Below are 22,531 nucleotides of genomic sequence, written 5' to 3' on the forward strand. Positions count from 1 at the left end.
CGCAACGTTTAAATGCAGACATCGACCCATTTTGCTGCGGTCAGCTCCGCCATTCTGTCGGGCGATATACGCACCGCACTGTGGATGGCACCCGCTGCGGGTAACACTTCCGCGTACTGTTTTAATGTGATGTCACAGTAAACAGAGAGCGGATTTTCCAGTCCGAAAGGGCAGACGCCGCCAACAGGATGACCCGTCAGGGTGACTACCTCATCGCTGCTGAGCATGCGGGCTTTTGCGCCGAATGTCTCTTTAAGCTTTTTGTTATCCAGACGCGCATCGCCTTTTGCAACCACCAGAATCACGTCATTTTTAATTTTCAGTGACAGCGTTTTGGCAATTTGGCCGGGTTCAACGTTGTGCGCGGCAGCAGCAAGGGCAACAGTCGCTGTGCTTTGGTTAAGCTCAATGATCTCTATATCCGGAGCGTGTTCGGCAAAAAACTGTTGTACAGACTGCAAACTCATTGATTCCTCCTGACAAATATCCTGCGTAATCTGTCATAAGAATTTAGTCGCTGTAAATATCCCTTAAGTAACAAATATCCGTCAGGGGCGATTTCTGGATCGCCTTCACATTCACAGAAACCGGTTACAGTAACCGGTTGCAGAGCGTGATGCAGAGATTAATACTAAGTGTGTAACTTCCCCTGTATCTAATAATAAGAGCTAATTATGAAACCATTCCGTTTGAGCAGTACCGCAGGTACACGATCCGGCAAGGTTGTGACGCTGATGTATGGAACAACGTGTGACGTGAGAGCGTCCAAAACGAACGTCTGACAGGAGATCTGCTATGTCTGCCAACCACGCTGCATTTAATCTGATTTTCCGCTTCGTTGAAAATTATGTCAGCCCTATTGCCGGGCGCATCTCTTCCCAGCGTCACGTTATGGCTATTCGTGACGGGTTTATCTCAGCGATGCCGTTTATGATTGTAGGCTCGTTTTTATTAGTGTTCGCTTACCCGCCTTTTTCGCCTGATACCACCTGGGGTTTTGCTCGCGCCTGGCTGGATATGGCGAAGCAGTTTGAAGGTCAAATTCTGACGCCGTTTGATATGACAATGGGGGTGATGTCCCTTTATATCTGTGCGGCTATTGCCTACAACCTGGGCAAACATTACGTTAAAACCCATCAGCTGGATCCGTTCATGTGCGCGATGCTGTCGCTGATGGCGTTCCTGCTGGTCGCCGCCCCTAAAACCAAAGGCGCTTTACCGGTGGATAGCCTGGGAGGGACCGGTATTTTCACCGCGATTCTGGTGGCGATCTATTGCGTTGAGATGATGCGTTTCCTGAAAGCACACAATATCGGGATCCGCCTGCCAGACCAGGTACCGCCGATGATCAAAAACTCGTTTGACCTGCTGATCCCGGTGCTGGTGGTGGTGCTCACGCTCTACCCGCTGAGCCTGCTGATCCAGTCGCAGTTCGGTATGCTGATCCCACAGGCCATCATGTCGATATTCAAACCGCTGGTCTCTGCGGCTGACTCGCTGCCTGCGATCCTGCTGGCGGTGCTGATTGGCCACCTGCTGTGGTTTGCCGGGATCCACGGCGCGGCGATTGTCTCCGGGATGCTGCAAATGTTCTGGCTGACAAACCTGGGGGCGAACCAGACCGCGCTGGCGGCGAGCCAGCCTTTGCCACACATCTTTATGGAAGCCTTCTGGACGTTCTTTATCGTTATCGGCGGATCGGGGGCGACGATGGGGCTGGTGTTCTGCTATCTGCGTAGCCGCTCCGCGCACCTGCGCTCCATTGGACGTCTGAGCGTGGTACCAAGCATTTTCAATATCAATGAACCGGTGATTTTCGGTACGCCGATTGTGATGAACCCGGTGTTCTTTATTCCTTTCCTGCTGGCGCCGATGGTTAATGCCGTGCTGGCATGGGCAGCGATGAAGTTTGATCTGATTGGCCGCGTGATTTCCGTTGTGCCGTGGACGGCACCGGCTCCGGTTGGTGCCGCCTGGGCGCTGGGCTGGGATTTCCGTGCAGCCATTCTGGTGCTGGTTTTGGCCTGCGTTTCCGCCATTATCTATTTCCCGTTCTTCAAGGTGTACGAGAAACAGTTGCTTCAGCAGGAAGCGGAAGAAGCACAGCGTAATGGAGAAGAGGAAAATCAGCAGGTCGCTTAGGTAAAAGCAAAACGGCAACGTAGGTTGCCGTTTTTAATGTTTGTTCCCTCTCTCTGCGGGTTTCAGGCCGGGCCAGACTACTTAAGCGTGCAATCGCCACACTGCTGCACGTCCGGCAGACGGTAGCGCTGACAGCAGGTACGACGTACCAGAAGTCCCTCACGCGGAACCACGGTGCGGTAAAGAGGGTTGTCCCGTCCATCCGACAGCTGTCTGGCAAAGAAACAGCTCTGACGCAGTGCATCCACTTTCTCGTCGCCGAGCAGCGGCTTCATCTCCGTTAAATACCAGTGGATAAGATACCCGGTATTACTCCAGATCAGTTTGCCGTTAATCTCTCCCGTCGCTTCCAGCGCATCAATGACCGGAACCAGCGCTCTTGTAATCAGCCGTTCCATACGCGCCTGCGCTGACAGGTGTCTCGCGCTCGGATCTTCGTGTACATCAATCCAGAAACAGGCAGCGCGCCCGGTTTCATGAAACTCAACATGGAAATGTTCCGACGAGAGATCGAGCATCGTTTCCTGGGTCAACAGGGCCAGCATGACAGGCGGCACCATCAGCCCGATATACCACTGTGCCCAGAGGGATAACAGCGGTTTGTTTTCCCGCGTCAGGGTAGGTTGGTTACGATAAATATGGTCGGAATAGGTTGCCAGCAGTGACCGCAGCTCCGCAGGGCGTTGCCACTCAGTCAGCGTCAGAGCATGATGCGGCGGTGCTTCATCCAGTTTGATGAAATCCAGCAGATGGGCGCGCGTTACGGCAATTTTTTCCCGAATGGCATCCGCAAGCGTCGTTTCCCCGGCGGAGAGTGGAGCTCGCCAGAGCAGGGGCTCAACGATGTGTGCGGTACGAGTCGCCATAGTGTGGATTACAAATCTAAATGATAATGATTGCCAATCCTAACTATAGATAAAACCGAGCGCAAGCGTTTTATCCTGGCGCTGTGAAGGCGGTTTCAGGCGGTATGAAGCTCTTCGCTCAGCAGAATGCTGTTACGTCCCATATGCTTGGCTTCATAGAGGGCTTTATCGGCTTTCGCCAGCGCGCCCTCAACGTCGTCACCTTCGAACATGGCGATGCCGATGCTGATGGTCACGTTAGTGGCGACGCTTTCGTTAAACATATGGGGGATTTTAAGATCGTAAACCTTCTGACGTATGCGTTCAGCCGTCTGTCGCGCTTGCTCCAGCGGGATGTTACTCAACAGCACCATAAATTCTTCCCCGCCAAACCGGGCGACAACATCGCGTGAGCGCACGGCGTCGCGTATCGCAGCCGAGACCCTGATCAAGGCCTGATCGCCCATCATATGGCCATAATGGTCGTTGTAGGCTTTGAAGTGGTCGATATCCATTAGCAGCACGAAGTGCTCGCCAGCGTCAGGCCTGGGAAGATTCTCCAGCCGGCTTTGCAGCCCGCGACGGTTATATAGGCCGGTGAGCGGGTCCATCATGCTGAGATCGGTCAGGGTTTCGCGCTCCTCCAGCAGTTCGGAAAGCAGCTCCTGGGCGAAACGGTCATTGCGCCGCTGAAGAACATGATGGATACCAATAGCGACCACCGGCAGCGCGAAAAAATAGGCCATTCTCAGCCAGTTTTCGGACGGACTAAGCCACAGGCAGGATATAAAAGCGGGAAATGAATGTAACGTAAAGGCTTTAATATTACTCGCGAACGCCAGAGACCCTATAAAAAGCACTGTTAATAGCGCCATCATTAAATAGGTCGCGTGATCGTGCGTGATTAACAGAAATTTAGAGACGATCTGCCAGGCCCATAAAAGACCAAAAATAGCTGAAACAACAGGGATATTTATTTTTCGCGTGCTGTTTTTCCAGTGCCAGATAAGTAAGCCTGTGCTGATAGTCATTACGGCAAAGAGCGGGACTGATAACACACGCACGGAATAGAGAGGGTTTGTTACCGAGAACAATGCTGATGCGGCGTTCAGAAATAAAAACAAACGTAAAGATAGCTGATATTTCTTGTTGACTAAAGACAGCCAGGATTGTGATGTCATATGCGTGCGTTTTTATCAAAACTCAATTAAAACAATGAGCAAGGTGTTGTTGTGTAATATTGGGTGCTACAAAAATGAATTTTTATTATCAGAAAAACTTTATCGGAAGTTAACAGGTGGGCAATTTATCACCTTACACATTCTCTGTCATTATGAGAAAGCAATTGCTGGCGCAATTTCTACGTCGCATGCTGACAAGTGATAATTACTATCATATGATACTGGTTATCATTATCAGTGCGAGAGGTGAAACCATGTTGAGCAAAGCGCTGGGAAGTGGGTGGGGAATATTACTGCCTGGTTCCATTATCGGTGGGCTAATGTTTGCCGATCTCCCCATTGATGTCTGGAAAGCAATGATTGTTTCAGGCTTGCTGGTGACATCCGCGATGATCTGGCACAAACAGTTACGGCATTACGTGCTGCTGCCATCATGCGTTGCGCTAATCAGTGGACTGCTGGTGATTCTGATGAGTTTGAAATAAAAGGGAAAAACAGGAGGCACTGCTGAGGGGATGTAAGATAATTGGTGCGAGGGGGGGGACTTGAACCCCCACGTCCGTAAGGACACTAACACCTGAAGCTAGCGCGTCTACCAATTCCGCCACCTTCGCACAGTCATCTTACTGGTTTGATATCGCCTCGTTGGTGCGAGGGGGGGGACTCGAACCCCCACATCCTAAGGACACTAACACCTGAAGCTAGCGCGTCTACCAATTCCGCCACCTTCGCCCAGTGCGAGCAATATCAACGTGATTTATGGTGCGAGGGGGGGGACTTGAACCCCCACGTCCGTAAGGACACTAACACCTGAAGCTAGCGCGTCTACCAATTCCGCCACCTTCGCATACCATCGACACTGTAAAAGTATCGTAACCACGGAGGCGCATTCTAGATGTTTTCAGCTTTACGTCAACAGAAAATTGCGCACGTTGTTTTGATTGCTGCAAAAATGGGCGATGGCAGCGTCGGCCATCGCCGGACCGGGGGTTTACTTTTTCGCCTGGCGCGTCATCACGGTGCGATAGACCTTAAAGCGGCCCGTCTGGGCGATCACTTCGTGGAAGCCAAAGGTTTCATCCAGCACTTTCGGGTACGCGAGGAAGGCGTTCGCTACGATACGCAGCTCACCGCCGCTGTTGAGGTGACGGGTTGCGCCACGGATCAGCGTTTGCGCCGCTTCAAGGCTGGTCTCCATTCCGTCGTGGAACGGCGGGTTAGAGATGATCATGTCAAAGCGACCGGTCACGTCGGAGAAGACGTTGCTGGCAAACACGTCACCTTCTATGCCATTCGCAGCAAGCGTGGCGCGGCTGGCTTCTACTGCCGGGGCGCTCACGTCACACAGGGTTAAACGCACTTTTGGTGAGTGGCTGGCGAGAACCGTTGACAGCACGCCCGCGCCACAGCCGACGTCCAGCACCTTGCCCTTGGTGTGAGGCGTCAGGGTGGACAGCAGCAGCTTGCTGCCCGTATCGAGCGCATCACGACTGAACACGCCCGGCAGGGTTTTAATGGTCAGGCCGTCAAGCTGGTACTCGTCCCAGAAGGCGTCGGCATCAAAGGTGGTCTGTTTTTCCAGACGACCATGGTACAGGCCGCAGCGACGGGCGCTGTCGATTTTCGTCAGCGGCGCCCAGGCTTCGAGCATCTGCTCTGCGCTACGCACCCCGCTGCGGTTCTCACCGACAACAAAAATATCGCAGCCGACCGGCAGCAGAGAAAGCAGGTTCATCAGCTGGAACTGGGCTTCCGGCTTGTTTTTCGGCCAGTAGTAAATGAGCGTATCGCAGTCAGCAATATCGCTCTGCTGAGCCGCCAGGCTAAAGCGCGCGCGCTCGCCCATCTGGCGGCTCAACACCTGCCAGTGGTGATAGTACTGGGTGTGGGCACGGCTTTCAGCACAGTCGAAACGCGCGGGCAGGTCATCCTGCATATCTCCGGCAAACAGAATACGGCTTTCTTCGAAATCATCACTGTGACGCAGCAAGACTTCACTTGCCGGGGTAAATGCAGACATGAATTGTTCCTCAATAAACTCAGGCGGGGATTATAGTAGGTAGATGGCGCAGTTTCGACACATTTGCTATATTTGCGCGCCTGAGAGACAGGAGTTTTCGCTATGACATCCCGACGAGACTGGCAGTTGCAGCAGCTGGGCATCACCCAGTGGGCTTTGCGTCGCCCGACGGCGTTGCGGGGCGAAATAGCCATCTCCATCCCTGCGCATGTCCGCCTGGTGATGGTGGCAGAAGCGCCGCCTGCCCTGAACGAACCCCTGATTGAGGATGTCCTTCGCAGCCTGAAGGTGACCCACGATCAGGTATTACAGCTGGCGCCCGAAAGCGTCGCGATGCTTCCCCCAGACAGCCGCTGTAACAGCTGGCGAATCGGGGCGGTGGACGAGCTACCCCTTGAAGGAAGCCAGATCAGCTCGCCAGTGCTGGACGAACTGAAAGCCAACCCAAAAGCGCGCAGCGCGCTATGGCAACAAATTTGCGAATATGAACACGATTTCTTCCCTCACGACGGCTGACCTGACCACCGCGTTCGCGATTGAAACCCGCGCCCATGCCTTTCCGTGGAGCGAAAAGACGTTTGCCAGCAATCAGGGCGAACGCTATTTAAATCTCCGCCTGGACGTTGACGGTGCGATGGCTGCGTTCGCCATCACGCAGGTCATTCTGGACGAGGCGACGCTGTTTAATATTGCGGTCGATCCCGATTACCAGCGCCGCGGGCTGGGCAGAGAACTGCTTGAGCACCTCATTCGTGAGCTGGAAACCCGTGACGTTTTCACCCTGTGGCTGGAGGTGCGCGCGTCCAATGTCGCCGCCATCGCGCTCTATGAAAGCTTAGGCTTCAACGAGGCGACTATCCGCCGTAACTACTACCCCACCGCAGAGGGACGTGAAGACGCCATTATCATGGCTCTGCCGATTGGATAACGAAAATAAGGTTGTAACGATGAAATGGGACTGGATTTTCTTTGATGCCGACGAAACGCTGTTTACGTTTGACTCGTTCGGCGGCCTACAGCGGATGTTTCTCGACTATAGCGTGACGTTCACCGCGGTAGATTTTCAGGACTATCAGGCGGTGAACAAACCGCTGTGGGTGGATTACCAGAACGGAGCCATCACCGCGTTACAGCTTCAGCATCAGCGTTTTGACGTGTGGGCTGAACGGTTAAACGTCAGTCCTGGGGCGCTGAACGAGGCCTTCCTGAATGCGATGGCGGATATCTGCGCGCCGCTGCCCGGCGCCGTTTCTCTGCTGGATTCGCTGAAAGGGAAGGTGAAGCTTGGGATCATTACCAACGGCTTTACCGCGCTTCAGCAGATCCGCCTTGAACGCACCGGCCTGCGCGATCATTTCGACGCGCTGGTGATCTCCGAAGAGGTGGGCGTACCGAAGCCGGATCCGCGTATTTTCGATTATGCGCTGGCGCAAGCGGGCAATCCTGACCGCGATCGCGTGCTGATGGTGGGGGATACGGCGGAATCTGATATTCTGGGAGGTATGAGATCGGGCCTGTCGACCGTCTGGCTGAATGCGCATGGTCGCACGCTGCCGGAAGGCATCGAGCCGACCTGGACCGTTACGTCATTGAACGAACTGGAGCAACTCCTGTGTAAACAATGATTGCCTGCCCCCTGTTGATGGGTAAAATAGCCGCATTTTTCGTATTCCATGATGCGCGGCCTGCTGCCGCGCTTACCTAAGAAGAATTGATTATGACGTTGTCTCCTTATCTGCAAGAGGTGGCCAAACGCCGCACTTTTGCCATTATCTCGCACCCGGATGCCGGTAAAACGACCATCACCGAGAAGGTGTTGCTGTTCGGACAGGCGATCCAGACCGCGGGTACCGTTAAAGGCCGTGGCTCCAGCCAGCATGCTAAATCCGACTGGATGGAGATGGAAAAGCAGCGTGGTATTTCGATTACCACCTCCGTGATGCAGTTCCCGTATCACGACTGCCTGGTGAACCTGCTGGACACCCCGGGGCACGAAGACTTCTCCGAAGATACCTACCGTACGCTGACGGCGGTGGACTGCTGCCTGATGGTGATCGACGCCGCGAAAGGTGTTGAAGATCGTACCCGCAAGCTGATGGAAGTCACCCGTCTGCGCGATACGCCGATCCTCACCTTTATGAACAAACTCGACCGTGACATCCGTGATCCGATGGAACTGATGGATGAAGTGGAAAACGAGCTGAAGATTGCCTGCGCGCCAATCACCTGGCCGATTGGCTGCGGCAAGCTGTTCAAAGGGGTTTACCACCTCTATAAAGACGAAACCTACCTGTACCAGACCGGTAAGGGCCACACCATTCAGGAAGTCCGCATTGTGAAAGGTCTGGACAACCCGGAGCTGGACGCCGCTGTCGGTGAAGAGCTGGCCGCCCAGCTGCGCGATGAGCTGGAGCTGGTTAAAGGCGCGTCGCATGAGTTCGACAGAGAGCTGTTCCTGAGCGGTGAAATTACCCCGGTCTTCTTCGGTACCGCACTCGGCAACTTCGGCGTTGACCATATGCTCGACGGTCTGGTTGAGTGGGCCCCGCAGCCGATGCCGCGTAAAACCGACACCCGCGAAGTAGAAGCGAAGGAAGAGAAGTTCTCCGGCTTCGTCTTTAAAATTCAGGCCAACATGGACCCGAAACACCGCGACCGCGTCGCCTTTATGCGCGTGGTTTCCGGTAAGTACGAAAAGGGCATGAAGCTGCGTCAGGTCCGTATCGGTAAAGACGTAGTGATCTCCGACGCGCTGACCTTCATGGCGGGTGACCGTTCGCATGTAGAAGAAGCCTATCCGGGTGACATCATTGGTTTACACAACCACGGTACCATTCAGATTGGCGATACCTTCACGCAAGGCGAAATGATGAAGTTCACCGGTATCCCTAACTTCGCGCCAGAACTGTTCCGCCGCATTCGCCTGCGCGATCCGCTGAAGCAGAAGCAGCTGCTGAAAGGCCTGGTCCAGCTTTCCGAAGAGGGCGCGGTACAGGTGTTCCGCCCAATCGCCAACAACGATCTGATCGTGGGCGCGGTGGGTGTGCTCCAGTTCGACGTGGTGGTTGCCCGTCTTAAGAGCGAGTACAACGTGGAAGCGATTTACGAATCGGTGAACGTGGCGACGGCGCGCTGGGTTGAGTGTTCTGACGTGAAGAAATTCGAAGAATTTAAACGTAAGAACGAAGTTCAGCTGGCGCTGGACGGTGGCGATAACCTGACCTATATCGCCCCAACCATGGTAAACCTGAACCTGACGCAGGAACGTTATCCTGATGTTCAGTTCCGCAAAACGCGCGAGCATTAATTTCCTTTCAGAGCACGGCAGCCGCCGTGCTCTTCTTTAATTCCTGTGTTATTAAACCCTTGCGGAATGTTCTTAATTCACCGCAATTTTTCGCTATTCGTTCGTTTTTTCCCCAATTCTGAATGCACCCCTCTGATTGTGATCTATATTTAACTCAGTGTTTAGCACCGGGCGTGGATGAATTAACTGTTCAATGCATGTCCATTGGTTCTCCATTTTGCCCCGGTGTTAATTCGCAATATATAAAACCAAGATTAGGGAAGTATGTCGCCCAAATAATGGGCAAAACACAGGAATAAATCGATGAATATGACAAGACTGAAGATTTCTAAAACTCTGCTGGCTGTAACATTGGGTAGTGTCCTGGTAAGCGGTTCTGCTCTGGCGGAAACCAGCACCATGGATAAAGCGCAAAATTCCGCCAATACCGCAGGGGAAAAAATCGATAGCTCTATGAATAAAGTCGGTAATTTCATGGATGACAGCTCAATCACAGCAAAAGTGAAAGCCGCACTGGTGGATCACGAATCCATCAAGAGCACCGATATTTCTGTTAAAACCGACAACAAGGTTGTCACCCTGAGCGGTTTCGTTGAAAGCCAGACCCAGGCCGAAGAAGCCGTTAAAGTGGCGAAAGGCGTTGAGGGCGTAAGCTCCGTCAGCGACAAACTGCACGTACGTGACAGCAAAGAATCGTCGGTGAAGGGCTATGCCGGAGATGCAGCAACTACCAGCGAAATCAAAGCTAAACTGTTAGCTGACGACATCGTGCCATCCCGTATGGTGAAAGTTGAAACCACCGATGGTGTGGTCCAGCTGTCCGGTACGGTTGAGAATCAGGCACAAAGCGATCGTGCCGAGTCAATTGCGAAAGCTATTGATGGTGTGAAAAGCGTCAAAAACGATCTGAAAACGAAGTAAAGCAGTACCATTCGCCCGTCAGGCTGAAAACCGCGGGCGAAATAAAAACGATTCTGGAAAAGCCGGTGAGTGACCTGAGCGCTCACGTTTAGCGGCCGACATTAACTATGGTAAAGGAGAGGCTTATGTTTCGTTGGGGCATTATATTTCTGGTTATCGCGTTAATTGCCGCCGCATTGGGCTTTGGTGGACTGGCGGGTACCGCGGCATGGGCAGCGAAAATTGTCTTCGTCGTCGGTATTATTCTGTTCCTGGTCAGCCTGTTTACGGGTCGACGTCGCCCGTAGCAAACGCAATATTTACTAAACAAACTCAAGCCAGTCCTCGTGACTGGCTTTTTCTCGTTTGAGAACCACCGGGGAAGTGCGTTACTGTGTCTCATCAAAATAATGAAAACAGGAAGGCAGAGGTGGGGCAACGAATTCCCGTTACGCTCGGCAATATTGCGCCGCTGACGTTAAAACCGTTTCATGCAGGCCAGCTTGCGCTGGTCTGTGAAGGGGGAGGGCAGCGCGGTATCTTTACCGCCGGCGTGCTTGACGAATTTATGCGCGCACAATTCAACCCGTTCGATCTCTATTTCGGTACCTCTGCCGGGGCGCAGAACCTCTCCGCCTATGTCTGCAACCAGCCCGGCTATGCGCGCAAAGTGATTATGCGCTACACCACCTCCAAAGAATTCTTCAATCCGGTACGCTTCGTACGCGGCGGGAACCTGATCGATCTCGACTGGTTACTGGATGCTACCTCCAGCCAGATGCCGCTGGCCATGGATACCGCGTCACGTCTGTTCGATACCGGCAAAGAGTTCTGGATGTGCGCCAGCCGTGGCGATGACTATTCGCCGGGTTACTTTTCGCCGCAGAAAGAGAACTGGCTGGATATCATCCGCGCGTCCAGCGCGATCCCGGGATTCTACCGCACCGGCGCCCTGCTGGAGGGGATAAGCTATCTTGACGGCGGTATCAGCGACGCGGTGCCGGTACAGGAGGCGGCGCGGCGCGGGGCAAAAACCATTGTGGTGATCCGCACGGTGCCTTCGCAGATGTATTACACCCCACAGTGGTTTAAGCGGATGGAACGCTGGCTGGGCGACAGCAGCCTGCAACCGCTGGTGAATATCGCGAAGCAGCATGAAACCACCTACGGCGCGATGCAGCGTTTTATTGAAAAACCACCGGGCAAGCTGCGCATCTTTGAAATTTATCCGCCTAAGCCGCTGTTGAGCATGGCGCTGGGCAGTCGGCTGCCTGCGTTGCGTATGGATTACAAAACGGGGCGGCTGTGCGGGCGTTACTTCCTGGCGACCGTCGGGAAAATGCTGGCGGAGCAACCGCCTCTTCATCGGCATAAAAGCATCATTTTGCCGCCTGCCGTTGTGGCCAATGACGCGGTGGCGATGCCGCTGGTGGACGCGCCGCAGGCCAACGATGGCTTACTCGATAACGAGGATCTGGCGTGACGCACTGCTTTATCGATACCCATTGCCACTTTGATTTCCCGCCGTTTAGCGGGGAGGAAACATCAAGTATTGCGCGCGCGGCTGAGGCCGGTGTGAGAGTCATTATTGTGCCCGCTATTGAAGCGGCGAGATTCGACAAAGTTCTGGCGCTTGCCCGGGAGCACGATGCGCTGTATGCCGCGCTGGGTCTGCATCCGATCGTTATTGAGCACCATCTTGATGACCATCTCGACAGGCTGGATGCCACGCTGCAAAATGCGGATACGAAGCTGGTTGCCATCGGTGAGATCGGCCTCGATCTCTATCGTGAAGATCCGCAGTTTGAGCGCCAGCAGACGATCCTGGATGCGCAGCTCCGGCTGGCAAAGCGCCACGATCTGCCGGTGATCCTCCACTCCAGACGTACCCATGACAAACTGGCGATGCACCTGAAGCGTATCGACGTGCCGCGCAGGGGCGTGGTCCATGGTTTCGCTGGAAGCCTTCAGCAGGCGCAGCGTTTTATTGAGCTGGGCTATAAGATTGGCGTCGGTGGCACCATTACCTATCCGCGTGCCAGCAAAACCCGTGATGTGATGGCGCAGCTCCCGCTGACCTCGCTCCTGCTGGAAACGGATGCGCCTGACATGCCGCTGAATGGTTTTCAGGGCCAGCCCAACCGCCCGGAGCAGGCGGCGCGCGTTTTTGATGTGCTGTGTGAGCTGCGTCAGGAGCCTGAAGATGTGATTGCCAGCGCGCTGCTGGAAAACACCCGCGTGGTCTTCGGCATCACGCTATAAATAAAGGGCCGGGCGGATCACCGTGAACTGCTGCCGTTCCAGGGCCTGCGCCAGCGGCTCGATGTCCTCCGGCGTGGCGCTCCGCCATCGCGCCGCCTCCCCGTAAACCCCATGAGCATGAAACGCGTTGATCCGCACAGGAACGTTCCCCAACGCGTGGATAAAAGCGGTCAGCGATGGCAGATGGTGCAGATAATCACACCGAGCGGGGATCACCAGCAGGCGCAGCTCCGTCAGGCGATGACGATCGGCCAGCCAGCGGATGCTCTGCTTGATCTGCGTGTTTTCGCGCCCGGTCAGAAAACGGTGATGTTCATTGCCCCAGGCTTTCAGATCCACCATCGCGCCGTCAAACACCGGTAACAGCTTTTGCCAGCCGGTTTCGCTTAACAGGCCGTTGCTGTCCACCAGGCACGTCAGATGGCGCAGGGACGGATCGGCTTTGATCGCGGTGAACAGCGCAACCAAAAACGGCAGCTGCGTGGTGGCCTCACCCCCGCTGACGGTCACGCCCTCAATAAACGGCGCGGACGTGCGAACCCGGGAGAGGATCTCCTCGACGCTATAGCGCTGCGCCATCGGCGTCGCCTGCTGCTGACACAGGTGCAGACAGGTGTCGCACTGCTGACAGTGACTCTCCTGCCACCAGACGCGCCCGGCCTGAATTGCCAGCGCATCATGAGGACAGTGGGGAACACAGTCGCCGCAGTCGTTGCAGCGCCCTATCGTCCACGGGTTGTGGCAGGTTTTGCAGCGCAGGTTACAGCCCTGGAGGAACAACGCCAGGCGGCTGCCCGGCCCGTCAACGCAGGAGAAGGGTATGACCTGACTAACTAAAGCGCATCTGCTGTTCATGGCTTATCACGCGCGGCTGACGTTCCAGAATACGGGTATTGCGCGCGGCCTCCTCGCCGAGCCAGGTGGTGTTGGTGCGCGAGCCGGCCTCCCGGTATTTCTCCAGATCGGAGAGCCGCACCATATACCCGGTGACGCGCACCAGGTCGTTTCCGGCTACATTCGCGGTGAACTCACGCATACCGGCGTTGAACGCCCCCAGGCACAGCTGCACCACAGCCTGAGGATTGCGTTTAACCGTTTCCTCCAGGGTGAGAATATCGCTGATCCCCGAATGATAGTGTTTATGGTGCGGCGCCACGGCCAGCAGGTGGCTGACTGGGTCCGGTTCGTCGCCGTACGGCAGACGCGCGCCCGGCGTGGTGCCAGAATCGGAACTGATCCCAGACTGGGCATGCAGCATCGCGCGGTGCTGCCAGCCGTGTTTCACCGACGTGTTTTCAACAAACGCCGCAAGCTGTTCACTGATGCGGTAGCCCAGCGCATTGGCCTGTTCGTTCTTACCGTAACGTCCCGTAATGCCTGCTTTCTCGCACAGCACATTCACCGCTTCGGCCAGACCGTACATGCCAAACATCGGCACAAAGCGATCGGCATCAATCAGCCCCTCTTTCACCAGGAAGCTATTCTCAAAGAAACCGGATTGTTCATATAGAAAATCGCAGCGTGCATTGATGATCGCGATTTGTTGTTGGCAGTAGTGGGGAAGGGTACGGGTGAAAAAGTCTTCCGGTGAGCGGCTGTGTTCCGCAATCGCTTTCAGGTTAAGGCGCACCAGCGTGCTGCCGCCGCCCGCCAGCGGCAGGGAGTTGTAACAGCTCACCACGCCATAGCGACCTTTTGTGAAAATTTTATCATTCACCGGGCCATTAGAAATATGCGGTTTACTACATTCACAAATGTTTTCCGCCACGCTCAGCAGCAGATCGCTGGGGGTTACATCCGGGTCGTAGATAAAGGTCAGGTTCGGCGCAACCTGCTTCAGTTCGGCATCCGCGCGAAGGATGGCTCGGGTGACAGGCGTATCCGCCGGGCCGATATTGGCATGCATAAACGCATCGGGCAGGGTTCTGTCCAGGTAACGCCAGAAACGTTTTATTCGGCTATCGATTTCATCCTGTGTTAGAATTTTAACATAGGGGCTGAGTATCTCATCGAGCTGGCCCAGATAGACCGGCATCGATGTGACGGACGGAACATGGTGATAAAGGATAGTGAGCAGCGAGAGGGCATCATCCAGATCTTTCGCCCCTTCCAGCTCCAGCCATTCTGAGCCGTTAGCCAGAAATTTAGCGTAGTCCGGCAGCACGTAGCGCGGTTTGTAAGGCGCATGGCCTTCGAACATGTCGCAGATGAATCCCTCGTCCAGCGCGGCCCGGGCCGCCTCTGGCAGAGCGGGATAGGGCAGATTGTTCTCTGCTTCCAGCGCCAGAAAATGACGTTTTTGTTCCGGGGTTAACACCGGGCTGGTCACAATGTGCTGGCAACGTTGTTGCAGGGCGTCGGGCATGTTCACTTCCTTGGTTGTTCTGCGGATAGTGAACGAATTGTAGGAAGCCAGCCTGGTGGCGCTTTTGATCAGACAGGGGATATCGCCGATTTAGTCAGCAATTAACGCACTAAAATTTGAAGAAGATCTCATTACAGTAATGCAAATTTGCACACAGTTTTCATTAACTGTGATGAATGTCGAAGTGTGGATGCGGGTGAATGTTAGAATACTCACAGACCCGCAAGGTAAAATTTATACGGCACTGCCGTTGGAGAATGTTATGACCGATTTAACTGCAAGCAGCCTGCGCGCGTTGAAACTGATGGACCTGACCACCCTGAACGATGACGACACCAATGAAAAAGTCATCGCCCTGTGCCATCAGGCGAAAACGCCAGTGGGTAACACCGCCGCCGTCTGTATCTATCCGCGCTTCATCCCGATTGCCCGCAAAACGCTGAAAGAGCAGGGCACGCCGGACGTGCGCATTGCCACCGTAACCAACTTCCCGCACGGCAATGACGATATCGACATCGCGCTGGCAGAAACCCGCGCGGCGATTGCGTACGGCGCAGACGAAGTTGACGTGGTATTCCCGTACCGCGCGCTGATCGCCGGCAACGAGCAGGTCGGTTTTGACCTGGTGAAAGCCTGTAAAGACGCGTGTGCGGCGGCAAACGTGCTGCTTAAAGTGATCATCGAAACCGGCGAGCTGAAAGAAGAGGCGCTGATTCGTAAAGCGTCTGAAATCTCTATCAAAGCGGGCGCGGATTTCATTAAAACCTCTACCGGTAAAGTGCCGGTCAACGCTACCCCGGAAAGCGCACGCATCATGATGGAAGTCATCCGTGATATGGGCGTGTCCAAAACCGTTGGCTTCAAACCGGCGGGCGGCGTGCGTACCGCGGAAGACGCGCAGCAGTTCCTGGCGATTGCCGACGAGCTGTTCGGCGCCGACTGGGCTGATTCCCGCCACTACCGCTTCGGCGCGTCCAGCCTGCTGGCCAGCCTGCTGAAAGCGCTGGGTCACGGTGACGGTAAGAGCGCAAGCAGCTACTAAGTTGAATTGCCGGGTGGCGCTACGCTAACCCGGCCTACAGGATCGTAGGGCGGGTCAACATATCCGCCGCCATTCACCCGATTCCGCATGGAGGTTACCGTGTTTCTCGCACAAGAAATTATTCGTAAAAAACGTGATGGTCATGCATTAAGCGACGAAGAAATCCGCTTTTTTATCAATGGCATTCGTGATAACACCATCTCTGAAGGGCAGATTGCGGCTCTGGCGATGACCATTTTCTTCCACGATATGTCGATGCCTGAGCGCGTGTCGCTGACCATGGCGATGCGAGATTCAGGAACCGTTCTGGACTGGAAAAGCCTCAACCTCAACGGCCCGATTGTGGACAAACACTCCACCGGCGGCGTGGGCGACGTGACGTCTCTGATGCTCGGCCCAATGGTGGCGGCCTGTGGCGGTTACATCCCGATGATTTCCGGGCGCGGCCTGGGTCATACCGGCGGTACGCTCGACAAACTGGAAGCCATTCCGGGCTTCGATATCTTCCCGGATGACAACCGCTTCCGCGACATTATTAAAGACGTTGGCGTGGCGATTATCGGCCAGACCAGCTCTCTTGCTCCGGCTGACAAGCGTTTCTACGCGACGCGTGACATTACCGCGACCGTAGACTCCATCCCGCTGATCACCGCCTCTATCCTTGCCAAAAAACTGGCGGAAGGTCTGGATGCGCTGGTGATGGATGTGAAAGTGGGCAGCGGCGCGTTTATGCCAACCTATGAACTCTCTGAGGCGCTGGCCGAAGCGATCGTTGGCGTCTCCAACGGCGCGGGCGTGCGCACCACTGCACTGCTGACGGACATGAACCAGGTGCTAGCCTCCAGCGCCGGTAACGCGGTTGAAGTCCGTGAGGCCGTGCAGTTCCTCACAGGCGAATACCGTAACCCGCGCCTGTTCGATGTCACCATGGCGCTGTGCGTTGAGATGTTAATCTCCGGCAAGTTGGCCAAAGACGACGCGGAAGCCCGCGCGAAGCTTCAGGCGGTGCTGGACAACGGCAAAGCGGCGGAGATCTTTGGTCGGATGGTGGCGGCGCAGAAAGGCCCGACCGACTTCGTGGAAAACTACGCGAAATACCTGCCCACCGCGATGCTCAGCAAAGCGGTCTATGCGGACAGCGAAGGCTTTGTCTCGGCTATGGATACCCGCGCGCTCGGCATGGCTGTTGTGTCTATGGGCGGCGGTCGTCGTCAGGCATCGGACACCATTGATTACAGCGTCGGCTTTACCGATATGGCCCGTCTGGGCGACAGCGTTGACGGCCAACGTCCGCTGGCGGTGATCCACGCGAAAGATGAAGCCAGCTGGCAGGACGCGGCGAAAGCGGTGAAGGCGGCAATATCTCTTGACGATAAAGCACCGGAAACCACACCGACGGTCTATCGTCGTATCACTGAATAGCGGTATACTGATCTGATCGCATTTTTATGAAGCACTAAGTACGGAGAACAATTATGAAACGTGCATTTATTATGGTGCTGGACTCATTCGGCATCGGCGCAACCGAAGATGCAGAACGATTTGGTGACGTGGGTTCCGATACCCTGGGTCACATCGCGGAAGCCTGTGCAAAAGGCGAAGCGGACAACGGTCGTAAAGGCCCTCTGAACCTGCCAAACCTGACCCGTCTGGGGCTGGTAAAAGCGCATGAAGGCTCTACCGGTAAGATCGCAGCCGGTATGGACGGTAACGCGGAAGTGGTGGGCGCCTACGCGTGGGCGCACGAGCTCTCTTCCGGGAAAGATACTCCGTCCGGTCACTGGGAAATTGCCGGCGTGCCGGTGCTGTTTGACTGGGGCTACTTCTCCGATCACGAGAACAGCTTCCCGCAGGAGCTGCTCGATAAGCTGGTGAAGCGCGCCAACCTGCCGGGCTACCTCGGCAATTGCCACTCTTCCGGTACCGTGATTCTGGATCAGCTCGGCGAAGAGCATATGAAAACCGGCAAGCCGATTTTCTATACCTCTGCTGACTCCGTGTTCCAGATCGCCTGCCATGAAGAGACGTTTGGCCTGGATAAACTGTACGAGCTGTGCGAGATCGCCCGTGAAGAGCTGACCGAAGGCGGCTACAACATTGGCCGCGTTATCGCGCGTCCGTTTATTGGCGACAAAGCGGGTAACTTCCAGCGTACCGGCAACCGTCACGATCTGGCCGTGGAGCCACCGGCGCCGACCGTGCTGCAAAAACTCGTCGACGAGAAAGACGGCCACGTGGTTTCCGTGGGTAAAATCGCGGACATTTACGCCAACTGCGGCATTACCAAAAAGGTCAAAGCGACCGGTCTGGATGCGCTGTTCGACGCCACCATCAAAGAGATGAAAGAAGCGGGCGATAAGACCATTGTCTTCACCAACTTCGTGGACTTCGACTCCTCCTGGGGCCACCGTCGCGACGTCGCCGGGTATGCTGCGGGTCTGGAGCTGTTTGACCGCCGTCTGCCAGAGCTGATGGAGCTGGTGGGGGAAGATGACATTCTGATCCTGACCGCTGACCATGGCTGTGACCCGACCTGGACCGGTACCGACCACACCCGTGAGCATATTCCGGTGCTGGTGTACGGCCCGAAAGTCAAACCGGGCTCGCTGGGTCACCGTGAAACCTTCGCGGACATCGGCCAGACGATTGCGAAATACTTTGGTACGTCTGACATGGAATATGGCAAGGCTATGTTCTAAGCGGATTGGGTGCGGCCTGATGCCCTCACCCCGGCCCTCTCCCACAGGGAGAGGGAGAACAGAATGTAGGCCGGGTAAGGCGTAGCCGCCACCCGGCAAAAACAACAATGTAAAAGGAACTGAAGATGGCAACTCCTCACATTAATGCAGAAATGGGTGATTTCGCTGACGTCGTATTGATGCCGGGCGACCCGCTGCGCGCGAAGCACATTGCAGAAACCTTCCTCGAAGACGTGCGTGAAGTGAACAACGTGCGCGGCATGCTGGGCTTCACCGGCACCTATAAAGGCCGCAAAATCTCCGTGATGGGTCACGGCATGGGTATCCCATCCTGCTCCATCTACACCAAAGAGCTGATCACCGATTTCGGCGTGAAGAAAATCATCCGTGTTGGCTCCTGCGGCGCGGTGCGCATGGACGTTAAGCTGCGTGACGTGGTGATCGGCATGGGCGCGTGCACCGACTCTAAAGTCAACCGCATCCGCTTTAAAGATCATGACTTTGCGGCCATCGCTGACTTTGACATGGTGCGTAACGCGGTTGACGCGGCAAAAGCGCTGGGCGTTGACGCGCGCGTGGGCAACCTGTTCTCTGCCGATCTGTTCTACTCGCCTGAAGGCGACATGTTCGACGTGATGGAAAAATACGGCATTCTGGGCGTGGAAATGGAAGCGGCCGGTATCTACGGCGTGGCGGCTGAATTCGGTGCGAAAGCGCTGACCATCTGCACCGTGTCTGACCACATCCGTACCCACGAGCAGACTACCGCTGCCGAGCGTCAGACCACCTTCAACGACATGATCAAAATCGCGCTGGAATCCGTTCTGCTCGGCGATAAAGAGTAATACCTGTTGTGCCGGGTGGCGGCTTCGCCTGACCCGGCCAGCGGTTTTCCAGGCCCGCTAAGCAGAGCGCCAGCGGGCTTTTTTATTAGCGTACTGCCTGCGCAATCCACGCCGATAACTCCCGCAACTCTTGTTCCTGTTCCGGAAAATCAACACGTAACGCGTCACACTCCTGTTGCAGCATATCTGCCCGATAGAGACAGCCCTGCAAACGTGCAGCCAGCGCTTCTAACGGTACCGGATTAAGACTATCCGTAAATACCTGGGTACGAGAGATATGGCCTTTCTCGACGTCAAAGTGCAGCTCAACGCCGCCCCAGGTAAATCGCTCATCCAGCAGGTGTGAAAACGCCGGTGCCTGACCGAAATTCCACTCCCAGCTGCTCTGGCGGGCGAAGGTTTCCGCGAAGTTTGGCAGATCCGGGGTTTTATCCGGAGAAATCACCTCGGCTTCTACGCGTTCACCGTAATGCCTGAAAAAGGCCTCGCGGATCGCATCGCAAATGCGCTCATGGGTAATCCCCGGCAGGAGCTCCACCAGATTCGCCACGCGACCGCGCACGGAGGTAATGCCTTTGGCCTGGAGCTTTTTCTTGTCCGGGTTCAGATAGTTTGCCAGACGGCTCAGATCGGCATTCAGCAATAGTGTGCCGTGGTGGAATCCGCGATCCATCGTTTCGCGGTAGGCTGAGCCTGACACTTTCCGGTCGCCTTCAGGCGTTTTCACGACCAGATCGTTACGTCCCGAGGCTTCAGCCGTCACGCCGAGTGAATTGAGCGCGTTAAGCACAATGGAGGTCGAGATGGTTTTGTCGTATTCCGGCTTGCCCGCCATAAAGGTAAAGCAGGTGTTGCCCAGATCGTGAAACACCGCACCGCCGCCGCTGCTGCGGCGCGCCAGGCGGACGTTGTCCTCTTCCATACGGCGGGTGTTACACTCTTTCCACGGATTTTGCGCGCGACCAATAACGACCGTATCGGCGTTGCGCCAGAGAAACAGGACGCGCTGGGTGGCAGGCATCTGGCGGAAGATGCACTCTTCCACCGCCAGGTTAAACCAGGGATCGTAAGAGTCAGAGATTAGCAGGCGTAACGTCGACATGGCAGAGTTCCTTTTCCGAATCATCCGCCTACTTTATCACTATTCTTTCTTCTCGCTCTCTTCCTCTTCGGGAACCGACTTGCTGGCGGTTAACAGGAACGGCGACTGCTGCCAGCGGGTGCGCTTGCCCTGGAGCAACGTACGTGCCAGTACCACGCCAATCGCCAGCGAGAGCAGCAGCATCAGGCGCAAAATATTGGTGGTGTTATCCACCTGTTTGGCTTCGGTTGGCAGGGTGTGGGTGTCGAGTGTCAGACGTAAATAGCCGAGCGGACCATTCTTGCCCTGAATGGGTTCGACGATTTGTTGGTTGAAATAACCACCGGCTTTTTTGCCATCCAGCGCCAGCCTGTCACGCACGTCGACATGCTCACCCGCGCGGGCAATCAGGTCGCCCTGTTCATCGTACACGCCTGCATCCAGAATGCGGCTGTTTTCCGTAAGCTGGCGCAATACCTGGGCTATCCGCTTATCATCCGGCGTTTCGGTACGCATAGACGGCGCAACGTTGAGCGTCACCTGGCGCGCCAGCGTCCGGGCCAGTTCCTCAAACTGCGGGTTACGCTGTCGTTGGTGATTCTGGCTAAACCAGGATGCCCCCTGCATCAGCGCCACTAATAGTGCGAGACAGATCAGGACAATCACGGCGCGATGAAGCCGGAATTTCAGTTTTGCGCGAGCCATATTCCACCTGCTTAAAATTTACGGCTTAATGTTGCCAGAAGTGATGGTTACAGGGTAGCCTCATGCGTTATTTTCCCTCTGGAACCTTCCGGCGCGAACGAAATTACAGGAGCTTCAATGCCGAACATTACCTGGTGCGACCTGCCAACGGATGTCTCTTTATGGCCAGGATTGCCGCTCTCTTTAAGTGGCGATGAGGTGATGCCTCTCGATTACCACGCTGGCCGTAGCGGCTGGCTGCTGTACGGACGCGGCCTGGATAAGCAACGCCTCACCCAGTATCAAACCAAACTGGGCGCAGCGATGGTCATCGTTGCGGCCTGGTGCGTGGAAGATTATCAGGTTATTCGCCTGGCGGGTTCCCTGACGCAGCGCGCCACGCGTCTGGCGCACGACGCCGGGCTGGACGTTGCCCCCCTCGGCAAAATTCCGCACCTGAAAACGCCCGGCCTGCTGGTAATGGACATGGACTCCACCGCCATTCAGATCGAATGTATTGACGAGATTGCTAAACTGGCGGGCAGCGGCGAGCTGGTGGCGGAAGTCACCGAGCGCGCGATGCGCGGCGAGCTGGATTTTACCGCCAGCCTGAGACAGCGCGTGGCGACCCTGAAGGGGGCCGATGCTAACATTTTGCGTCAGGTGCGCGATGAACTGCCCCTGATGCCTGGGCTGACGCAGCTGGTGCTCAAGCTGGAGACGCTCGGCTGGAAAGTGGCGATTGCCTCCGGCGGGTTCACCTTCTTTGCCGACTACCTGCGTGACAAGCTGCGTCTGACCACCGTGGTGGCAAACGAGCTGGAGATCATGGACGGCAAACTCACCGGACAGGTCATCGGCGACATCGTGGACGCGCAGTACAAAGCCAATACGCTGACGCGTCTGGCGGAGAAATATGCCATTCCGGTCGAGCAGACCGTCGCCATCGGCGATGGCGCGAACGATCTGCCGATGATCAAAGTTGCCGGGCTGGGTATTGCCTACCATGCCAAGCCGAAAGTGAATGAAAAGACGGAAGTCACTATCCGTCATGCTGATCTGATGGGGGTGTTCTGCATTCTCTCCGGCAGCATTAATCAAAAATAGCGGCCTGCTTTTGTAGGCCGGGTAAGCGTCAGCGCCACCCGGCGCGCAGAC

General features: G+C 55.6%; 23 protein-coding genes and 3 tRNA genes. 15 read left to right on the forward strand and 11 right to left on the reverse strand.

From position 1 onward, the window contains the following. Positions 1-8 precede the first annotated feature (8 nt). Positions 9-467, reverse strand: coding sequence for a YbaK/EbsC family protein (locus AC4OVU_RS03675; protein WP_003856572.1), 459 nt, complete (start codon positions 465-467; stop codon positions 9-11). Between the two features lie 328 nt (positions 468-795). Here AC4OVU_RS03675 and AC4OVU_RS03680 point away from each other — a divergent pair, with 328 nt between their 5' ends. Further along, complete coding sequence (locus tag AC4OVU_RS03680; RefSeq protein ID WP_003856571.1) at positions 796-2,142, forward strand: PTS cellobiose transporter subunit IIC; 1,347 nt, start codon at positions 796-798, stop codon at positions 2,140-2,142. Positions 2,143-2,219: 77 nt separating this feature from the next. On the opposite strand, the gene fhuF is transcribed toward AC4OVU_RS03680, so the two are convergent. Together fhuF and AC4OVU_RS03690 are read right to left on the reverse strand one after the other, a co-directional pair. Then, a complete protein-coding gene (gene fhuF / locus AC4OVU_RS03685; protein ID WP_003856570.1) occupies positions 2,220-3,008 on the reverse strand; it encodes a siderophore-iron reductase FhuF in 789 nt (262 codons plus the stop codon). A 95-nt stretch (positions 3,009-3,103) separates the two neighbouring features. Continuing rightward, on the reverse strand, positions 3,104-4,168 hold the full coding sequence (locus tag AC4OVU_RS03690; RefSeq protein WP_017694554.1) for a GGDEF domain-containing protein: 1,065 nt from the start codon (positions 4,166-4,168) through the stop codon (positions 3,104-3,106). 215 nt (positions 4,169-4,383) lie between these two features. On the opposite strand from AC4OVU_RS03690, the gene AC4OVU_RS03695 reads away from it, so the two are divergent. Beyond that, entirely contained in the window at positions 4,384-4,653 is a 270-nt protein-coding gene (locus AC4OVU_RS03695) for a DUF1435 domain-containing protein (RefSeq protein ID WP_026080652.1), read from the forward strand. Positions 4,654-4,695: 42 nt separating this feature from the next. On the opposite strand, the gene AC4OVU_RS03700 is transcribed toward AC4OVU_RS03695, so the two are convergent. The 4 genes from AC4OVU_RS03700 to rsmC form a co-directional block, all read right to left on the reverse strand. Continuing rightward, a tRNA-Leu gene (locus AC4OVU_RS03700) sits at positions 4,696-4,782 on the reverse strand. Between the two features lie 32 nt (positions 4,783-4,814). Then, positions 4,815-4,900: transfer RNA gene (locus AC4OVU_RS03705), tRNA-Leu, on the reverse strand. Positions 4,901-4,928: 28 nt separating this feature from the next. Beyond that, positions 4,929-5,015, reverse strand: a tRNA-Leu gene (locus tag AC4OVU_RS03710). A gap of 144 nt (positions 5,016-5,159) precedes the next feature. Further along, positions 5,160-6,188: a 16S rRNA (guanine(1207)-N(2))-methyltransferase RsmC gene (gene rsmC / locus AC4OVU_RS03715; RefSeq protein WP_017383838.1), complete on the reverse strand. Its 1,029-nt coding sequence runs from the start codon at positions 6,186-6,188 to the stop codon at positions 5,160-5,162. A 102-nt stretch (positions 6,189-6,290) separates the two neighbouring features. Here rsmC and AC4OVU_RS03720 point away from each other — a divergent pair, with 102 nt between their 5' ends. The 8 genes from AC4OVU_RS03720 (at position 6,291) to AC4OVU_RS03755 (ending at position 12,657) form a co-directional block, all read left to right on the forward strand. Next, on the forward strand, positions 6,291-6,704 hold the full coding sequence (locus tag AC4OVU_RS03720) for a DNA polymerase III subunit psi (protein WP_017383837.1): 414 nt from the start codon (positions 6,291-6,293) through the stop codon (positions 6,702-6,704). After that, positions 6,673-7,116 carry a ribosomal protein S18-alanine N-acetyltransferase gene (rimI, locus tag AC4OVU_RS03725; RefSeq protein ID WP_110292487.1) on the forward strand — a complete coding sequence of 148 codons (444 nt, stop codon included), beginning with the start codon at positions 6,673-6,675 and terminating at the stop codon, positions 7,114-7,116. The genes AC4OVU_RS03720 and rimI overlap by 32 nt, the downstream gene beginning before the upstream one ends. A gap of 19 nt (positions 7,117-7,135) precedes the next feature. Further along, positions 7,136-7,813, forward strand: a complete 678-nt coding sequence (gene yjjG / locus AC4OVU_RS03730) for a pyrimidine 5'-nucleotidase (protein ID WP_110292488.1) — start codon at positions 7,136-7,138, stop codon at positions 7,811-7,813. Positions 7,814-7,905: 92 nt separating this feature from the next. Then, positions 7,906-9,495, forward strand: coding sequence for a peptide chain release factor 3 (prfC, locus tag AC4OVU_RS03735; protein WP_006810210.1), 1,590 nt, complete (start codon positions 7,906-7,908; stop codon positions 9,493-9,495). A gap of 303 nt (positions 9,496-9,798) precedes the next feature. After that, positions 9,799-10,416, forward strand: coding sequence for a molecular chaperone OsmY (gene osmY, locus AC4OVU_RS03740; protein ID WP_015572610.1), 618 nt, complete (start codon positions 9,799-9,801; stop codon positions 10,414-10,416). A gap of 125 nt (positions 10,417-10,541) precedes the next feature. After that, entirely contained in the window at positions 10,542-10,703 is a 162-nt protein-coding gene (locus AC4OVU_RS03745) for a DUF1328 domain-containing protein (RefSeq protein WP_003856556.1), read from the forward strand. A gap of 122 nt (positions 10,704-10,825) precedes the next feature. Continuing rightward, a complete protein-coding gene (locus tag AC4OVU_RS03750) occupies positions 10,826-11,878 on the forward strand; it encodes a patatin-like phospholipase family protein (RefSeq protein WP_003856550.1) in 1,053 nt (350 codons plus the stop codon). Continuing rightward, positions 11,875-12,657: a TatD family hydrolase gene (locus tag AC4OVU_RS03755; protein WP_110292489.1), complete on the forward strand. Its 783-nt coding sequence runs from the start codon at positions 11,875-11,877 to the stop codon at positions 12,655-12,657. Before AC4OVU_RS03750 ends, AC4OVU_RS03755 begins: the two co-directional genes overlap by 4 nt. On the opposite strand, the gene AC4OVU_RS03760 is transcribed toward AC4OVU_RS03755, so the two are convergent. Together AC4OVU_RS03760 and AC4OVU_RS03765 are read right to left on the reverse strand one after the other, a co-directional pair. Next, positions 12,652-13,512 carry a YjjW family glycine radical enzyme activase gene (locus tag AC4OVU_RS03760; RefSeq protein ID WP_110292490.1) on the reverse strand — a complete coding sequence of 287 codons (861 nt, stop codon included), beginning with the start codon at positions 13,510-13,512 and terminating at the stop codon, positions 12,652-12,654. The genes AC4OVU_RS03755 and AC4OVU_RS03760 overlap by 6 nt on opposite strands. Further along, complete coding sequence (locus AC4OVU_RS03765; RefSeq protein ID WP_110292491.1) at positions 13,487-15,022, reverse strand: YjjI family glycine radical enzyme; 1,536 nt, start codon at positions 15,020-15,022, stop codon at positions 13,487-13,489. Before AC4OVU_RS03765 ends, AC4OVU_RS03760 begins: the two co-directional genes overlap by 26 nt. A 262-nt stretch (positions 15,023-15,284) precedes the next feature. Between AC4OVU_RS03765 and deoC the strand changes: the two genes are divergently transcribed. From deoC to deoD, 4 genes are all read left to right on the forward strand, one after another. Then, positions 15,285-16,064, forward strand: coding sequence for a deoxyribose-phosphate aldolase (gene deoC / locus AC4OVU_RS03770; RefSeq protein ID WP_023303054.1), 780 nt, complete (start codon positions 15,285-15,287; stop codon positions 16,062-16,064). A gap of 99 nt (positions 16,065-16,163) precedes the next feature. Then, positions 16,164-17,486, forward strand: coding sequence for a thymidine phosphorylase (gene deoA / locus AC4OVU_RS03775; protein ID WP_017383831.1), 1,323 nt, complete (start codon positions 16,164-16,166; stop codon positions 17,484-17,486). A gap of 53 nt (positions 17,487-17,539) precedes the next feature. Continuing rightward, the gene (gene deoB, locus AC4OVU_RS03780; protein ID WP_003856540.1) at positions 17,540-18,763 is read left to right on the forward strand and encodes a phosphopentomutase; all 1,224 of its coding nucleotides are present in this window, start codon (positions 17,540-17,542) and stop codon (positions 18,761-18,763) included. A gap of 125 nt (positions 18,764-18,888) precedes the next feature. Further along, the gene (gene deoD / locus AC4OVU_RS03785; protein ID WP_003856538.1) at positions 18,889-19,608 is read left to right on the forward strand and encodes a purine-nucleoside phosphorylase; all 720 of its coding nucleotides are present in this window, start codon (positions 18,889-18,891) and stop codon (positions 19,606-19,608) included. A gap of 85 nt (positions 19,609-19,693) precedes the next feature. Here deoD and lplA read toward each other — a convergent pair whose 3' ends face one another. After that, positions 19,694-20,710: a lipoate--protein ligase gene (lplA, locus tag AC4OVU_RS03790; protein WP_110292492.1), complete on the reverse strand. Its 1,017-nt coding sequence runs from the start codon at positions 20,708-20,710 to the stop codon at positions 19,694-19,696. Between the two features lie 39 nt (positions 20,711-20,749). After that, positions 20,750-21,394, reverse strand: a complete 645-nt coding sequence (locus AC4OVU_RS03795; protein ID WP_015572615.1) for a YtjB family periplasmic protein — start codon at positions 21,392-21,394, stop codon at positions 20,750-20,752. A 117-nt stretch (positions 21,395-21,511) separates the two neighbouring features. Between AC4OVU_RS03795 and serB the strand changes: the two genes are divergently transcribed. Next, a complete protein-coding gene (gene serB / locus AC4OVU_RS03800; protein ID WP_003856524.1) occupies positions 21,512-22,480 on the forward strand; it encodes a phosphoserine phosphatase in 969 nt (322 codons plus the stop codon). Positions 22,481-22,531: the final 51 nt, after the last annotated feature.

This window comes from Enterobacter sp. 6722112 (assembly GCF_058661685.1).

Bases quoted from the DNA above. Each gene is read 5' to 3' on its own strand.
- AC4OVU_RS03745 (WP_003856556.1), top strand. From the start codon at position 10,542: ATGTTTCGTTGGGGCATTATATTTCTGGTTATCGCGTTAATTGCCGCC.
- deoC (WP_023303054.1), top strand. From the start codon at position 15,285: ATGACCGATTTAACTGCAAGCAGCCTGCGCGCGTTGAAACTGATGGAC.
- AC4OVU_RS03675 (WP_003856572.1), bottom strand. From the start codon at position 467: ATGAGTTTGCAGTCTGTACAACAGTTTTTTGCCGAACACGCTCCGGAT.
- yjjG (WP_110292488.1), top strand. From the start codon at position 7,136: ATGAAATGGGACTGGATTTTCTTTGATGCCGACGAAACGCTGTTTACG.
- deoB (WP_003856540.1), top strand. From the start codon at position 17,540: ATGAAACGTGCATTTATTATGGTGCTGGACTCATTCGGCATCGGCGCA.
- fhuF (WP_003856570.1), bottom strand. From the start codon at position 3,008: ATGGCGACTCGTACCGCACACATCGTTGAGCCCCTGCTCTGGCGAGCT.
- AC4OVU_RS03695 (WP_026080652.1), top strand. From the start codon at position 4,384: ATGATACTGGTTATCATTATCAGTGCGAGAGGTGAAACCATGTTGAGC.
- rimI (WP_110292487.1), top strand. From the start codon at position 6,673: ATGAACACGATTTCTTCCCTCACGACGGCTGACCTGACCACCGCGTTC.
- prfC (WP_006810210.1), top strand. From the start codon at position 7,906: ATGACGTTGTCTCCTTATCTGCAAGAGGTGGCCAAACGCCGCACTTTT.
- rsmC (WP_017383838.1), bottom strand. From the start codon at position 6,188: ATGTCTGCATTTACCCCGGCAAGTGAAGTCTTGCTGCGTCACAGTGAT.
- serB (WP_003856524.1), top strand. From the start codon at position 21,512: ATGCCGAACATTACCTGGTGCGACCTGCCAACGGATGTCTCTTTATGG.
- lplA (WP_110292492.1), bottom strand. From the start codon at position 20,710: ATGTCGACGTTACGCCTGCTAATCTCTGACTCTTACGATCCCTGGTTT.
- deoD (WP_003856538.1), top strand. From the start codon at position 18,889: ATGGCAACTCCTCACATTAATGCAGAAATGGGTGATTTCGCTGACGTC.
- AC4OVU_RS03795 (WP_015572615.1), bottom strand. From the start codon at position 21,394: ATGGCTCGCGCAAAACTGAAATTCCGGCTTCATCGCGCCGTGATTGTC.
- AC4OVU_RS03765 (WP_110292491.1), bottom strand. From the start codon at position 15,022: ATGCCCGACGCCCTGCAACAACGTTGCCAGCACATTGTGACCAGCCCG.
- osmY (WP_015572610.1), top strand. From the start codon at position 9,799: ATGAATATGACAAGACTGAAGATTTCTAAAACTCTGCTGGCTGTAACA.
- AC4OVU_RS03760 (WP_110292490.1), bottom strand. From the start codon at position 13,512: ATGAACAGCAGATGCGCTTTAGTTAGTCAGGTCATACCCTTCTCCTGC.
- AC4OVU_RS03690 (WP_017694554.1), bottom strand. From the start codon at position 4,168: ATGACATCACAATCCTGGCTGTCTTTAGTCAACAAGAAATATCAGCTA.
- AC4OVU_RS03720 (WP_017383837.1), top strand. From the start codon at position 6,291: ATGACATCCCGACGAGACTGGCAGTTGCAGCAGCTGGGCATCACCCAG.
- AC4OVU_RS03680 (WP_003856571.1), top strand. From the start codon at position 796: ATGTCTGCCAACCACGCTGCATTTAATCTGATTTTCCGCTTCGTTGAA.